General features: G+C 70.0%; 14 protein-coding genes. 7 read left to right on the top strand and 7 right to left on the bottom strand.

Features of this window, described 5'->3' with window-relative positions:
* The first annotated feature begins 325 nt into the window (after positions 1–325).
* Positions 326–1,354 (top strand): IS4 family transposase, encoded by a 1,029-nt coding sequence (locus tag ABZ470_RS12425; protein ID WP_362911398.1) that lies wholly within the window; start codon positions 326–328, stop codon positions 1,352–1,354.
* On the opposite strand, the gene ABZ470_RS12420 is transcribed toward ABZ470_RS12425, so the two are convergent.
* Positions 1,303–1,728 carry a hypothetical protein gene (locus tag ABZ470_RS12420; RefSeq protein ID WP_362911397.1) on the bottom strand — a complete coding sequence of 142 codons (426 nt, stop codon included), beginning with the start codon at positions 1,726–1,728 and terminating at the stop codon, positions 1,303–1,305. The two genes, ABZ470_RS12425 and ABZ470_RS12420, sit on opposite strands and share 52 nt — an antisense overlap.
* Before the next feature lie 596 nt (positions 1,729–2,324).
* Here ABZ470_RS12420 and ABZ470_RS12415 point away from each other — a divergent pair.
* Positions 2,325–2,798, top strand: coding sequence for a DUF1992 domain-containing protein (locus tag ABZ470_RS12415; protein ID WP_362911396.1), 474 nt, complete (start codon positions 2,325–2,327; stop codon positions 2,796–2,798).
* Between the two features lie 150 nt (positions 2,799–2,948).
* Here ABZ470_RS12415 and ABZ470_RS12410 read toward each other — a convergent pair whose 3' ends face one another.
* The 3 genes from ABZ470_RS12410 to ABZ470_RS12400 form a co-directional block, all read right to left on the bottom strand.
* Positions 2,949–3,998 carry an aldo/keto reductase gene (locus ABZ470_RS12410; RefSeq protein ID WP_362911395.1) on the bottom strand — a complete coding sequence of 350 codons (1,050 nt, stop codon included), beginning with the start codon at positions 3,996–3,998 and terminating at the stop codon, positions 2,949–2,951.
* 92 nt (positions 3,999–4,090) lie between these two features.
* A complete protein-coding gene (locus ABZ470_RS12405) occupies positions 4,091–4,759 on the bottom strand; it encodes a response regulator transcription factor (RefSeq protein WP_352011231.1) in 669 nt (222 codons plus the stop codon).
* Between the two features lie 3 nt (positions 4,760–4,762).
* Entirely contained in the window at positions 4,763–5,908 is a 1,146-nt protein-coding gene (locus tag ABZ470_RS12400) for a histidine kinase (RefSeq protein ID WP_362911394.1), read from the bottom strand.
* A gap of 139 nt (positions 5,909–6,047) precedes the next feature.
* Here ABZ470_RS12400 and ABZ470_RS12395 point away from each other — a divergent pair, with 139 nt between their 5' ends.
* Entirely contained in the window at positions 6,048–6,761 is a 714-nt protein-coding gene (locus ABZ470_RS12395; RefSeq protein WP_352011233.1) for an ATP-binding cassette domain-containing protein, read from the top strand.
* Positions 6,758–7,489 carry an ABC transporter permease gene (locus ABZ470_RS12390; RefSeq protein ID WP_362911393.1) on the top strand — a complete coding sequence of 244 codons (732 nt, stop codon included), beginning with the start codon at positions 6,758–6,760 and terminating at the stop codon, positions 7,487–7,489. The genes ABZ470_RS12395 and ABZ470_RS12390 overlap by 4 nt, the downstream gene beginning before the upstream one ends.
* A gap of 90 nt (positions 7,490–7,579) precedes the next feature.
* On the opposite strand, the gene ABZ470_RS12385 is transcribed toward ABZ470_RS12390, so the two are convergent.
* From ABZ470_RS12385 to soxR, 3 genes are all read right to left on the bottom strand, one after another.
* Complete coding sequence (locus tag ABZ470_RS12385) at positions 7,580–8,095, bottom strand: hypothetical protein (protein WP_352011235.1); 516 nt, start codon at positions 8,093–8,095, stop codon at positions 7,580–7,582.
* 219 nt (positions 8,096–8,314) lie between these two features.
* Entirely contained in the window at positions 8,315–9,088 is a 774-nt protein-coding gene (locus tag ABZ470_RS12380; RefSeq protein WP_352011236.1) for a lytic polysaccharide monooxygenase, read from the bottom strand.
* A gap of 117 nt (positions 9,089–9,205) precedes the next feature.
* On the bottom strand, positions 9,206–9,676 hold the full coding sequence (soxR, locus tag ABZ470_RS12375; RefSeq protein WP_352011237.1) for a redox-sensitive transcriptional activator SoxR: 471 nt from the start codon (positions 9,674–9,676) through the stop codon (positions 9,206–9,208).
* Positions 9,677–9,720: 44 nt separating this feature from the next.
* Between soxR and ABZ470_RS12370 the strand changes: the two genes are divergently transcribed.
* The 3 genes from ABZ470_RS12370 to ABZ470_RS12360 all read left to right on the top strand — a co-directional run bounded on the left by ABZ470_RS12370 (position 9,721) and on the right by ABZ470_RS12360 (position 12,845).
* The gene (locus ABZ470_RS12370) at positions 9,721–11,166 is read left to right on the top strand and encodes an MFS transporter (protein WP_352011238.1); all 1,446 of its coding nucleotides are present in this window, start codon (positions 9,721–9,723) and stop codon (positions 11,164–11,166) included.
* Positions 11,167–11,332: 166 nt separating this feature from the next.
* Positions 11,333–11,902 (top strand): RNA polymerase sigma factor, encoded by a 570-nt coding sequence (locus ABZ470_RS12365; RefSeq protein WP_362911392.1) that lies wholly within the window; start codon positions 11,333–11,335, stop codon positions 11,900–11,902.
* Complete coding sequence (locus ABZ470_RS12360; protein ID WP_362911391.1) at positions 11,895–12,845, top strand: CU044_5270 family protein; 951 nt, start codon at positions 11,895–11,897, stop codon at positions 12,843–12,845. The genes ABZ470_RS12365 and ABZ470_RS12360 overlap by 8 nt, the downstream gene beginning before the upstream one ends.
* The last annotated feature ends 36 nt before the right edge of the window (positions 12,846–12,881 follow it).

Below are 12,881 nucleotides of genomic sequence, written 5' to 3'. Positions count from 1 at the left end.
AACTGCGCTTGAGCAGCCCAAAAGCGGCTGGGGCGGCCTGACGCTGTATGCGGTTCTCAGGGAACTACAGGTGCTGCTGGCCGTCTGGGCAGGCCGGTGCCCGACCTGCCACCAGCGACCGCCCTAACCACCTAACAAAGCACTACTAGTGCTGCGTTCCTTAAAGCAGGTAGACGAACGTGCGTCGTAGTATGCGGGGCTGCGGGGATGGTCGTCCCCAGATCCAGGGCTGAGCGTGGGTGTTGAGTTGGGCGGTGGCGAGGGCGACCGCGTCCAATGTCGTTTAGATAGGGGTTTGCGCTGGTAGTGTCCGCCGGATGGTGGAGTGGATCAAGGTCGGCGGGTCGGGCTGGGGGCGTTGACGTCGCTGGTGCCACGGCAGGTCCTGGACGAGGCAATCGAGCTGCACGGGTGCCGCGAGGAGCGGGTGCGGAAGCTCCCGGCTCATGTGGTCGTCTACTTGCTGATGGCGTTGTGCCTGTTCGCGGACGATGACTACGAGGAGGTCGCGGAGAAACTGACCGGTCTGCTCGCGGCCATGCCGGGCTCGCAGTGGGAGCCGCCAACGCGTCGAGCGGTCACCCAGGCCCGGCAGCGTCTGGAGGCCGAGGTTGTCCGGGAGGTGTTCGAGCGGGTTGCGCGCCCGGCTGCGACACAGGCGACCGCAGGAGCGTGGCTGGGACGGTGGCGGTTGATGGCGATCGACGGATTCACCCTCGATCTGCCGGACACGGCGGCGAACCTGGCTGAGTTCCCCAACGACAGCGCGGGAGGGTACGAGACCGTGTACCCGCAGGCCCGGGTCATGGCGATGAGCGAGTGTGCCTCACACGCGATCGTCGCGGCGGACGTGTCGGGCTGCTGGGACAGCGAGCAGACCCTCGCCTACTCGTTATACGGGCGGTTGACGCCCGAGACGTTACTGACCGCCGATCGCGGCTTCTACAGCTTCTACGCGTGGCAGTACGCGTCCTCGACCGGCGCGCAGCTCCTATGGCGGGTTCAGGCCGGGCTCCACCCGTACTGGCTGAAAGGCTTGGAGGACGGGTCCTGGCTCGCGGTCATCACCAAGCCCACCAAGCTGCGTAGTGACCAGAAGGACCGGCTGCGTGAGGACGCCCGCCTCGGACGCGACCTCGACCCTGAGCAGGCGATGATCGTCCGGATGGTCGACTACACAGTGCCCGAACGCAGGGGCGACCACATCCGCCTCATCACGACCATCCTCGATCCCGCGGAGGCGAGCGCGCAGCAACTCGCCGCCTGTTACCACGAGCGCTGGGAGACCGAAACCGGGTTCGCTCAGCTAAAGATCCACCTACGTGGTCCCGGCAGGATCCTACGGTCGAGGTAGGCCGAGAAGCGCCGTCTTCCGGCTTCAACCGTCATGGGACGGAACCGTGACGGCCGGGAGTAACCGTATCCCTGGGACAGGTAGTCGTCGAAGACTCGGTCGGAGACGATCACGGCGAGGTCGACAGCCGGGCGCGCCCGCATGGCCTCGCGAACGGCGGGAGCGTTGACCAGTCGGTTCACCTGTACGGCGTGCGGACCGGGGATACCCATGGGTCCGGCAGGGAGCACGGGCCCCACGTGCAGGGCTACGCGCAGCCGTACCCGGGTCCAGTTGTCGCCGTACCGCCTGCGGTTGCACACGGCCAGGGCGACGTCGAGCTCGTGTACGAACGGGCCGGCCAGGTCAAGCACGGAGGCGGGCTCGGTTAGCACCGAGAACTCCCCGTCACCGGACACCTGCCGCCACCACCGTGGGCGTTCGAGCCCCGCCTCCCTGGCGGCGGTGTCAAGGAGGGCCGGCCAGGGTCGTCTGCAGAACGGCCTGTTCGCCGGCGTTGCGTGAGCTGTAGTCCTCGATGTCACCGGAAATCATCGCCCGGTACTCGGGCATAACGGCTTCCGTCATCCGCTTCCCCTTTGTCAGCTTGACCTGTCATCTCTGTCGAGGACAGGTCAACGACGATGCCCAGGCCGCGAAATAAGGGTCTACAAATAGATTTTCGGGTAAATATCCACTTTCATAGGAAAATAGGCGCTATCAGTTCACGTCAGCCACCACCACGAACACCATGAGAGACATCGTCGAGGGACTGCGATTCCACGGCGACCATCCTCGCCAAGACCCTGAATGGCCAGGCAGACCGACGAAGCACGGCCGAAACCAAACCGACGTTCTCTTTCCGGTGGCCCTCCGCACATGGCCGACGTCGGGAGAATCCGTTTTCCCGGATCTTGGCCTCGGATCCAGGGCGGAACATCTGCCTGGTTATCCTCGGAAAAGAACACCGGCCGCGATACGGAGGTGCCCTGTGACAGAGCGCAAACCCCTCGGCGTCAGCTTCGAGACGTGGATCGACCGGCAGATCCGCGAGGCCACCGAACGCGGCGAGTTCGACAACCTGCCCGGTGCCGGCAAGCCCATCCCCGGCGGGGGCAAGCAGGACGACGAGATGTGGTGGATCAAGCGGAAGATGCAGGAGGAGAACCTCTCCTTCCCGCTGCCGGGGACGCTCGCGCTGCGCAAGGACGCCGAGGACTCCAGGGCGGCGGCGGTGGACGCGCGCACCGAGGCCGAGGCCCGGAAGATCATCGACGAGCTCAACGCCCGCATCCGCGTCGCCCACGGCAAACCCCTGTCGGGGCCGCCGGTCTTCCAGCCGACCCTCGACGTCGAGGAGGTCCTCGCCGAGTGGCGCGAACGCCATCCCGCCGAGGACCCCCCGGCCTCCTCCGAACCCCCGACCCGGAGGAGACGCTCCTTCTTCCGCCGCGGGAAGGGCTGAACCCCCCGCCACCGGAGCCCCCCACCGCAGGAACGGCCGAACCTCGCCACGGAAGACTCCCGCCGCGGGAATGGCCGAACCTCGCCGCGGAAGACCTCCGTCGCGGGAGCAGCCGAACCCCCGCCACGGAACAGATCAAGACAGGACGGATCAGACCGCGGCGCGGTCGTCCGTCGTACGGCGGCGCAGCGCCACGTCGGTCAGTGCGGGCGGCTGCCAGGCCCCGTCCGGGTGGTAGACGTCGGTGCCGGGCGGCACGATCTCGTCGATCCGGTCGAGGGTCGCGTCGTCGAGGACGAGCGAGGCCCCCTTCAGCGTCGCGTCGAGCTGGGCGGGGGTCCGCGGCCCGATGATCACGGAGGTGACGGCCGGGTGCGCGGCGGGGAAGGCGACGGCCAGCTCGGGCAGTGTGCAGCCGAGTCCGTCGGCGACCTCGACGAGCTGCTCGACGACGTCGAGCTTGGTCGCGGTCAACGGCAGTGCGGGGTCGAAACGCGCGGGCGCCAGGGCGGCGCGGCCCGTGGTGAGGTCGATGTCCTGCCCCTTGCGGTACTTGCCGCTCAGGAAGCCCCAGGCCAGCGGGCTCCAGGTGAGCGCCCCCATGCCCAGCCGCCGACAGGTCGGCAGCACCGAGCGCTCCGTGCCCCTGGCCAGCAGCGAGTACGGCGGCTGCTCGGTCCTGAAGCGCATCAGCCCCCGGCGTTCGGCGACGTGGTAGGCCTCGACGACCTCCTCTGCGGGGAAGGACGAGCAGCCGAAGGCGCGGATCTTGCCCTGCCGTACGAGATCGCTCAGGACGGAGAGGGTCTCCTCGATGTCGGTCCTGTGGTCGGGGCGGTGGACCTGGTAGAGGTCGATCCAGTCGGTCCTCAGCCGCCTGAGGCTCTCCTCGACCTCCTTGACGATCCAGCGCCGGGAGTTGCCGCTCCGGTTGGGGCCCTCGCCCATCGGGAAGTGGACCTTGGTCGCGAGGACGACCTCGTCGCGGCGGCCGAGCAGCGCCTTGCCGACGATCTCCTCCGACTCACCCGCCGAGTACATGTCGGCGGTGTCGACGAAGTTGACGCCCTGGTCGAGCGCGGTGTGGATCATCCGGACGCACTCGTCATGGTCGGGGTTTCCCACCGCGCCGAACATCATGGTGCCCAGACAGTGGACGCTCACCTCGATGCCGGTGCCGCCGAGAACGCGGTAGCGCACGGTCGTGCTCCTTCGATGGTCGTTTTCGGTGACCGGCACTCTAGGTGCTGGAGTCCACTCCAGGGCAAGCCGTGCCTCCTGGACCAAGCGGGTCACAGCAGCCCGGCGTCACGGACCTTCATCGCGACCTGGACGCGGTTCTCCACCCCGAGCTTGGCGAAGATCCGGGTGACGTTCGCCTTGACGGTCGCCACACTCATGTGGAGACGTTCGGCGATCTCGGTGTTCGAACCGCCCCGCGCCACCTCGACCGCCACCTCGCGCTCACGCTCGGTGAGCCTGTCCAGCTCCCGCCGCGCCCCCGCGTCATACGGGCCGTGCGGCCCCTGCGCGCCGTACGGCCCGCCGGTCGCGGCGGCGATCACCTGGTGGGTGACGCTCGGTGAGAGCACCGCCTCGCCCCTGGCGACGGCGCGGACCGCCTCGACCATCCGGGGCGGCGGCGTGTCCTTCAGCAGGAAGCCCGCGGCGCCGAGCCGCAACGCCCGCAACACCATGTCGTCGGCGTCGAAGGTGGTGAGCACGACGATCCTGGGGGCGTCCGGTTCGGACAGCAGCAGTTCGGTCGTGGTCAGCCCGTCCTGCTCGGGCATCCGGATGTCCATCAGCACGACGTCGGGTTCGAGGTCGCGGATCACGGCCATGGCCCGCAGGCCGTCCCCGGCCTCCCCGACGATCTCCAGGTCGGACTCGCCGCCGAGGATGAGCCGCAGCCCGGTGCGCACCATCGGGTCGTCGTCCACGATCACCAGCCGGATCACGGGTCAAGCCTCCCACGGAAGATGGACATCAAGAACAAAGCGCCCTTTCCGTACGGCGTGGTCGAGCGTGCCCCCGGCCATCCTGGTCCGTTCCGCCAGGCCGACCAGCCCGTGTCCCCCGTGCTCCCCGCCGGGGCTCGGGGGCGTCCCCCACGACACCGGGTTGCTCACCCGGATGCGCAGCCCCTTGCCCGGCCTGCCGTCCAGTTCGGCCGCCACCTCACTGCCCGGCGCGTGCTTGCGCGCGTTGGTCAGGGCCTCCTGGACGATGCGGTAGGCGTGGCGGCCGGTCTGCGTCGGCAGCGACTCCCGGTCCTCGACGGTGTCGGCGACCTCGACCCGTTGCCCGGCCGCGCGCACCTCCTCGAACAGCGCCCCCATGTGCTCAAGGCCCGGCTGCGGCGCCTCAAGCGCGCCGTCCCTCCTGAGCGTGCCGAGTACGGCCCGCAGCTCGTTGAGCGACCGGTGGGCGTTCTCCTGGATCGCCAGCGCGATCTCCCGGGTCTCCTCGGGACCCAGGTCCTTGCGGTAGGCCAGGCCCCCGGCGAGCATCGACAGCAGCGACATCCGGTGGGCCAGGACGTCGTGCATCTCCTGGGCGATCTTCGCCCGCTCGGCCAGCTTGGTCTGCTCGATCTGCTGCAGTCGTTCGCGTTCGGCGGCCAGCCCGGCCTCCCGCCGGGAGGCTTCCAGGTCGCGCAGCCCCCGGAGATACAGCCCGAAGAGGGTCAGGCCGCCCAGGATCACGGTCCCGGTGACCTGGCTGACGACGGCCGCCGAGGTGAGGCCGTACCGGGTGGTGTTGACCAGCAGGAACAGCCATGACGCGACCGCGACCGGCAGCGTCCAGCGCCACCTGCGGTGCGTGACCAGGGAGACGTAGGCGACCTGGGCCGGGCCGGTCGCGGTGACGGAGAAGCTGGTCAGCAGGGCCGTGGCCAGCGCGGTCTGCCACGGCAGGCGGCGGCGCCAGCGCATCAGGACCAGCCCCGCCACCCCGAGCGGGATGTCGACCAGCATGGGGACGAGCCGGTCCGGCGAACGCGACGCCCCCATGACCAGGATGACGCCATAGAACAGCATGGGCAGCGCCGCGCACAGATAGCGCAGGGCCTCGCCCCGCCGGTCCAGTGGTGTGTTCTCCCGCACGCCACCAGCCTAGGAAACGCCGCCCTGTGCCCCCAGCGACCTGGGTCCACACCCTGACGTCCGAAGGCGATACCTGGGTCGGTATCCCTCTCGCCCCAGGGCCGATGACCGGCGGCGCCGGATCCGGTGGACTTGACGCATGATCGAGTTCAGTCACGTAAGCAAGGTCTACCGAGGGGTCCGGGCACTCGACGACGTGTCCTTCACGGTCGAGCCCGGCGGCGTCACCGGGTTCCTCGGGCCGAACGGCGCGGGCAAGTCCACGGCCCTGCGCGTCCTGGTCGGTCTCTCCCGCCCCACCTCCGGCTCCGCCACCGTGTACGGCCTGCCGTACGGCGGGCTGGGCAACCCCGGGACCCGGGTCGGGGTGCTGCTCGACGCGGGCGCCCTGCATCCGGGCCGCAGCGGGCGGGAGGTGCTGAGGCTCGGCGCGACGACGCTCGGCCTGCCGGAGTCGCGGGTCGGGGAGATCCTCGACCTGGTCGGGCTCACCGGCCAGGAGGCGCGGCGCCCGGTCGGCGGCTACTCGCTGGGGATGCGGCAGCGGCTCGGCATCGGCCACGCGCTCCTCGGCCGCCCCGGGACGCTCATCCTGGACGAACCCGCCAACGGCCTCGACCCGCAGGGCATCCGGTGGCTGCGCGAACTGCTGCGCCACCTGGCCGACTCCGGCTGCGCGGTGTTGCTCAGCTCGCACCTGATCCACGAGGTGGAGCAGATCGCCGACCACGTCGTGATGATCGGCCGGGGCCGGGTCCTCGCCCAGGGGTCGGTCGACGGGCTCGGCGGCGGCCGTTCGCTCGAAGAAGTCTTCCTGAACCTCACCTCCGACACGGACCGGAGCGCGGCGTGACCTCGATCCCCTTCCACAGGCTGCTGCTCGTCGAGACCCGCAAGATCTTCGACACCCGGAGCGGGAAGGTCCTGACGGCGGTCCTGGTCGCGCTGACGGTCGCCTCCGTCGTCGGACGTGGCCTCGTCGCCGGTCCCCGGCTGTTCACCCTGACCGGCACGGCCGGGATCGGGTTCGGCATCCTGCTGCCCGTGCTCGCCGTACTGTCGGTGACCGGCGAATGGAGCCACAGGACCGCCCTGACCACGTTCACGCTCGAACCCCGCAGGACGCGGGTGCTGGCCGCCAAGTTCCTGCCGCCGCTGGCCGTCGCCGTGGTGGCCACGGTGTTCGCGCTGCTCGTGGCGGTGCCGGCCACGGCCGTCGTCGCCGCCGTCCGGCACGTCCCGGCCGACTGGGCCGTCCCTCCCCTGGCCCTGCCCGGCATGGCCGCGACGTTCGTCCTGCTGACCGCGATGGGCTCCGCCTTCGGCCTGCTGTCCCTGAACGCCCCCGTCGCGATCGTGGTCTGCCTGACCAACACGATGCTGTGGAGCGTCGTCAGCAGACTGGGCGAGACCGGCCGCGTCCTGGCGGAGTGGTTCGACCTGGGCAACACAACCGGCCCCCTGGCGACCGGCACCATGACGGGCGGCGACGCCGTACGGCTGGCCACGTCGGTCCTGCTGTGGATCGCCCTCCCGGCGGCCCTGGGCGCGCTCCGCGTGTCCCGCGCCGAGATCCGCTGACGGGGTCGGTTGAAGTCGAGGCCGAGTTGGCGGGGGTCAGGGACCGGGTGGCCCGTGCCATGCTGACCGGCGAGCTCTGAACCGGGTGGGTCAGAGGTCGGGGTCGTTCTGCTGGGCCTCGGCGAGGGCGACGAGGAGGCCGTCGGCGGCGCCGCGGAACATGCGGTGCAGGTCGCGGACGTTGTCGACGATGACGACGCTGTCGAGCAGGTCGGCGCGGAGCCTGGCGGCCCTGACGTCACCGGCGCCGTCCGGGTCGAAGGCGGTCGCGGCGAGGAACAGGCCGCCGACCCCGGAGGCCACGGCGGCGTCGCGGGCGGCCGTGCCGTCGATGGCGGAGATGTCGTCGGGGACCCCGGGCAGGATGGGGCGGCCGTCGCGGAGCATGAGGGTGAGCGGGCGGATCGGGAAGTCCTCACCGGCGATGCCCTCGGGAACGAAGGGCTCACCGGTGAGACAGCGGGTGCGGTTGTCGGGGTAACCCCAGGGCTTGCCTCTGGCCTGGTCGGCGAGGCCCGCGCGGGTGAACAGGCCGCCCTCGGCGTCCAGCACGAGGTCGCCGGGCTGCCAGCGCTCGCCCTCGTAGGGATGGTGCTCGTCGCTCACACCCGGCACGTTACCCCCCACCACCGACAAACAGCCCGAACGAGGGGTTCCGGCGACCGTACGGCCCGCCTGACGGCTCCGGACGTACGGCCCGGCCGGCGGTTCCGGGTCGTGGTCCCGGATGGTGGTCCTGGATGGTGGTCTTCGTGGGAAAAGGGGAGAGCCCGCGTCCCCGGTGAAGGGGGCGCGGGCTCTCAGTGACGCGCTGGCGTCACCGGATCACTGGCGCTGCCAGAGGGCCGGGACGTTCGGCGGCTCCCAGCCGGGGAGGGCGGTGTGCTGCTGGAGGCAGCGGTAGGTGGTGCCGTTGTAGATCGCCAGGGCGCCCGACGTGTAGACGGTGCCGGCGGCCCACGGGGAGGCCGGGCCCTGGGTGGGCGTGACGGTCGGGGTCACGGTCGGCGTGACCGTGGGGGTCACGGTGGGGGTCGCGGTCGGCGTGACCGTGGGGGTCACGGTGGGGGTCGGCGACGGGTCGGGACCGCCACCGACGTTGACGTCGACGCAGTTGTAGAAGGCCATCGCGGTGTCGGCGATGTTCCAGATGGCGTAGATCTTCTGACGGCCGCTGTAGTTGCCGAGGTTCACCACGTGCGAGACCGTGGAGCCGGGAATCTTGCCACGGTCGTTGAACTCCGCGACGCGGGTGTTGCCGACGTAGTACTGCCACGTGCTGGTGGAGTGGCGGGCCTCGATCCGCCAGTTGAACGTGACGCTGCTGCCGACGTTGGTGACCGGCCACGCCTTGCTGTCGTCGTCCAGCGGGGACCAGCGGGCGTCACCTCCGCTGCAGTTGTGCTGGCCCTTCGGGCCCTCGACGCTCGCGGGCTCCCAGATGATCTGGCCGCAGTTGGAGACCTTGCCCTGAGCGCACAGGGCCTGCCTGCTGGGAGGAGAGGTGATGTAACCGTGCGCCGACGCGGGCGTGGCGGTGAGCAACACCGTGGCGAACGCGATGACCGTCGCTGATGCGACTGAGATCGTTCTGCGCATGTTGATTCCTTCGCTGGGGGGAAATCCAAATATAAAGGAAACTTTACTAACAGTAAATATCCCTCGAACTGGGATTCCACCCAAACGGTCAACGCGCCCCAAGGCCTCAGGAAAGGGTCACTCGTCCTCTTCGGGGAGAGCCGGAGGCAGTCGCGTGGCGCCCGTCCCCTCCTCCGCCAGGCTGTCCTGCGGGTTGAGGACGCGGCAGCGCCGCAGGGACAGACAGCCACAGCCGATGCATCCGGTGAGCTCCCGTTCGAGCCGTTCGATCTCCCGGCGGCGGGCCTCAAGGAGGGCGGCCCAGCGGCGCGAGATGCGCTCCCAGTCCCGCTTGGAGGGCATCCGGTCGCCGGGCAGACCCTCGAAGACCTGGGCGACCTCCGCCAGCGGGATGCCCATGCGTTTGGCGACCAGGATCAACGAGATGCGCCGCAGGACGTGCCTGCGGTAGCGGCGCTGGTTGCCCGCCGTACGTTCGGAGACGATGAGGCCCTGCTGCTCGTAGAAGTGCAGCGCGGAGACGGCGACACCCGCGCGGCGGGCCACCTCTCCCACGCTGAGAAGGTCCGTCGGCGTGAGCTTGTCCATACCCTCTTTACCTCAAGTGGACTTGAGGTCATAGCTTACCGGCCATGGCAGCGTCATCCACGGAAGATATCGGGAAAACACCTCCGCGCTCCCCGGAAAAAGGTCCTCGCCCAGGCAGTTGGGGAGACCTGTTCCGCCGTGATCACCTGGCCGCGGCGCTCGTTCTCGCCGGAGGCGTCGCGCTCTACGCGATGAACCTCTACCTCACCGCGGCCCTGATGCCCTCGATCGTCCAGGAGGTCGGCGGAGAGCGGTACTACGCCTGGGTCGCGACCGGCTTCCTCATGGCCGCGGTCATCGCCTCGATGCTCGTCAGCCGCCTCCTCGTGTCCCTCGGGGCGAGCGGCGCCTACGTCCTGGGCTTCCTCGTCTTCGCCGCCGGAGCCGCCCTGAACGCGCTGAGCCCCACGATGGAACTCCTGCTCGTCGGCCGGGTCGTGCAGGGCTTCGGCGGCGGCCTGCTGGCCGGGCTCGGATACGCGGTGATCCGGGGCGCGCTGCCCGACCGGCTCTGGGCCCGGGCGGCGGGACTCGTCTCGGCCATGTGGGGTGTGGGCACCCTCGTCGGCCCCACCCTTGGCGGCCTGTTCGCCCAGCTCGGCGCGTGGCGGTGGGCCTTCGGCCTGCTCGCCGCCGTCGCGCTCGTCCTGGCTGCCCTGGCCCGCCGCGCGCTTCCCGGCCACACCCGGTCCGAGGCGGACCGCGAAGCCGTACCCGTGCTCTCGCTGGCCGTGCTGACCCTCGCGGCCGCGGCGTTCAGCGTCGCCTCGACCCTGCCCCAGGGCTGGGGAACCCTCGGCGGGGTGGCCGTCGGCGCCGTGCTCGTCGTCGCGTTCGTCGTCGTCGACAGGCGTGGTGCCGCGACCGTGCTCCCCCGGCTGACCTATCTCGGGGGCAACGGCCTGAAGTGGATCTACCTGACCGTCGCGGTGCTGTGCGCGGGGGTCATGACGGAGAACTTCATCCCGCTGTTCGGCCAGCGGCTCGGCGGCCTCAACCCGCTCGTCGCGGGCTTCCTCGGCGCCGCCGTCTCCGCGGGCTGGGTCGTCTCCCAGCTGTTCAGCGTGGGCATCACCGCCGAACGGTCCAAGACCCTGGCCGTCCGTTGCGGATCGTTCCTGCTGCCCGCCGGTCTGCTCGCGTACGGCTTCCTCCAGAGCGCGGACGCCTCCGGGCCGCTCGTCGCCCTCTGGGCGGCCGTCCTGGTCCTGGCCGGGGTCGGGATCGGCGTCGCCTACCCACACCTGAGCGTCGCCGCGATGCGCAGCACCGACGACGAACGGGAGGGCGCCAAGGCCGCCGCGGCGCTCAGCACCACCCAGCTCATCGCCTACACCGTCGCCTCGGCCCTGGCGGGCATCCTGCTCAGTCTCGGCGGCTCGTCCCTGGTCGCCTCCGCCCGCTCCATGATCCTCGGTCTCGCCGTCGTCACCGTCCTCGGTACGGTCACCACGGCCCTCGCCCTGCGAGGGTCGCACGGACAACGGTGAGGCGTCGCCGTACGGCCGCCGCGTCCCCGCTGAGCTGGAGGGACGCGGCAGCTTTCTGCTGTGCGGGATGGGTTTCTGCCCTACGGGAAGATGATCTGGCTTTGCGGCGAAGAGATGGTGAGAGCACCCACCGACCGAAAGGCAGGCTCATGTCGGAGACAAGAGCTTGATCACCGAAGCGGATGAGCTGACCGACGCCGAACTCGTCGCCCGCTACCGGCGGGACCCCGACCTGTTCACCGTCGTTCACGACCGCTACCACCGTGACGTCTACCTGTACGTCGCCGGGCGGCTGGACACGCAGATCGCCGAGGACATCGCGGCCGAGACGTTCCTGGTGGCCTTCGACCGACGTGACCGTTTCGACCCGGAACTCGGGGAGTTGCGGCCCTGGCTCTTCGGCATCGCCACCAATCTGATCGCCAGGCACAGGCGCAAGGAGACACGGCACTACAGGGCGCTGGCCCGCCTCGGACCGGACCCCGACGTCGAGGGGCACGAGAACCGGGTCGTCACCTCCGTCACGGCCCAGCGCATGCAGCCGTATCTGGCCAGGGCACTCGCCGCGCTCTCCGGGGGCGAGCGCGACGTCCTGCTCCTGGTGGCGCTCGGCCAGCTCGGCTACGAGGAGGTGGCCCAGGCGCTCGGCATCGCCGTCGGCACCGTGGGGTCCCGGCTCAGCCGGGCACGCGCGAAGATCCTCACCCTCATCGACAAGGAGAAGGTCCGTGGATGACCTGGACGACATCGCCGCCCTGCTCACCAAGCCCGAACCGTCCCGCGAGGTCCTCCTGCGCAGCCGGGGACGACTCCAGGATCGGATCGACGGCCGCACCCGGCACCGTCGCCGCGTCAACTGGCTCGTGCCCTCGGTCGCCCTGGCGGCCGCGGTCACCGCGGCCGTCGCCGTGGTCACGGTGGACCCGGCCCCGTCCGCCGTACCCGCCGCGCCCACCACGACCACCTCGGCCGCCGTCTCGGTCGGCGACCTCTCCGGCAAGGAGATCCTGCTCATGGCGGCCGTCAGCGCGGAACGCACGCCCCAGACGACCGGGACCTACTGGCACGTCACGTCCACCTCCCTGAACTCGGACATGCCTCCGATAGAGAGCTGGACCAGACGTGACGGCCGACGCTGGACCAGAGCCATGCCGGGAGACCCCGCCGACACCGTCCTGCAGAGCAGGAACCCGCTCTCCCTCAAGGGCGCGGACATCAGCCTCGACGACCTCGCAGGGCTGCCGACCGATCCCGAGGCGTTGAAGACCTGGATCGTCCAGCGTCAGGGAAACCCCGACGACATGAGCCTGTCCGAGCAGCGAGACGAACCGCTCTTCCCCCTGATCACGCTCATCTCCGAACTGCCGACGCCCCCCGAGGTCCGCGCCGCGGCGTTCAAGGCGCTCGCCACGACACCGGGGGTCAGGAGCACGGGCGCGGTCGAGGGCGGCCAGGCACTGGCCATCCCCGATCCCGGCTACCACGGCTGGGAGATCAAGATGGTCGTCGACCCCGAGACCGCCCAGGTGAAGCGCACCAACTTCCTTCTCGGCGGAGACGGAAGCGTGACCTTGTCCGGGGATGCCATCGCGTTGGCCACCGAGTGGACGGACGAACTTCCCAAGCAAAGATATTCCGCGTTCGCCCACGGTGACCTGGAAGGGCTCGCGAAGGCGTGACCCTGGGCGAACACATCCCCCTCAACCCCTAGGAAG

Source organism: Streptosporangium sp. NPDC020072 (assembly GCF_040631445.1).
GTDB lineage: Bacteria > Actinomycetota > Actinomycetes > Streptosporangiales > Streptosporangiaceae > Streptosporangium.
Note: the sequence above shows the minus strand (reverse complement) of the source record. Positions and strands in the feature narration are given on the sequence as shown.

Bases quoted from the DNA above. Each gene is read 5' to 3' on its own strand.
- ABZ470_RS12395 (WP_352011233.1), top strand. From the start codon at position 6,048: ATGATCGAGTTCAGTCACGTAAGCAAGGTCTACCGAGGGGTCCGGGCA.
- ABZ470_RS12380 (WP_352011236.1), bottom strand. From the start codon at position 9,088: ATGCGCAGAACGATCTCAGTCGCATCAGCGACGGTCATCGCGTTCGCC.
- soxR (WP_352011237.1), bottom strand. From the start codon at position 9,676: ATGGACAAGCTCACGCCGACGGACCTTCTCAGCGTGGGAGAGGTGGCC.
- ABZ470_RS12370 (WP_352011238.1), top strand. From the start codon at position 9,721: ATGGCAGCGTCATCCACGGAAGATATCGGGAAAACACCTCCGCGCTCC.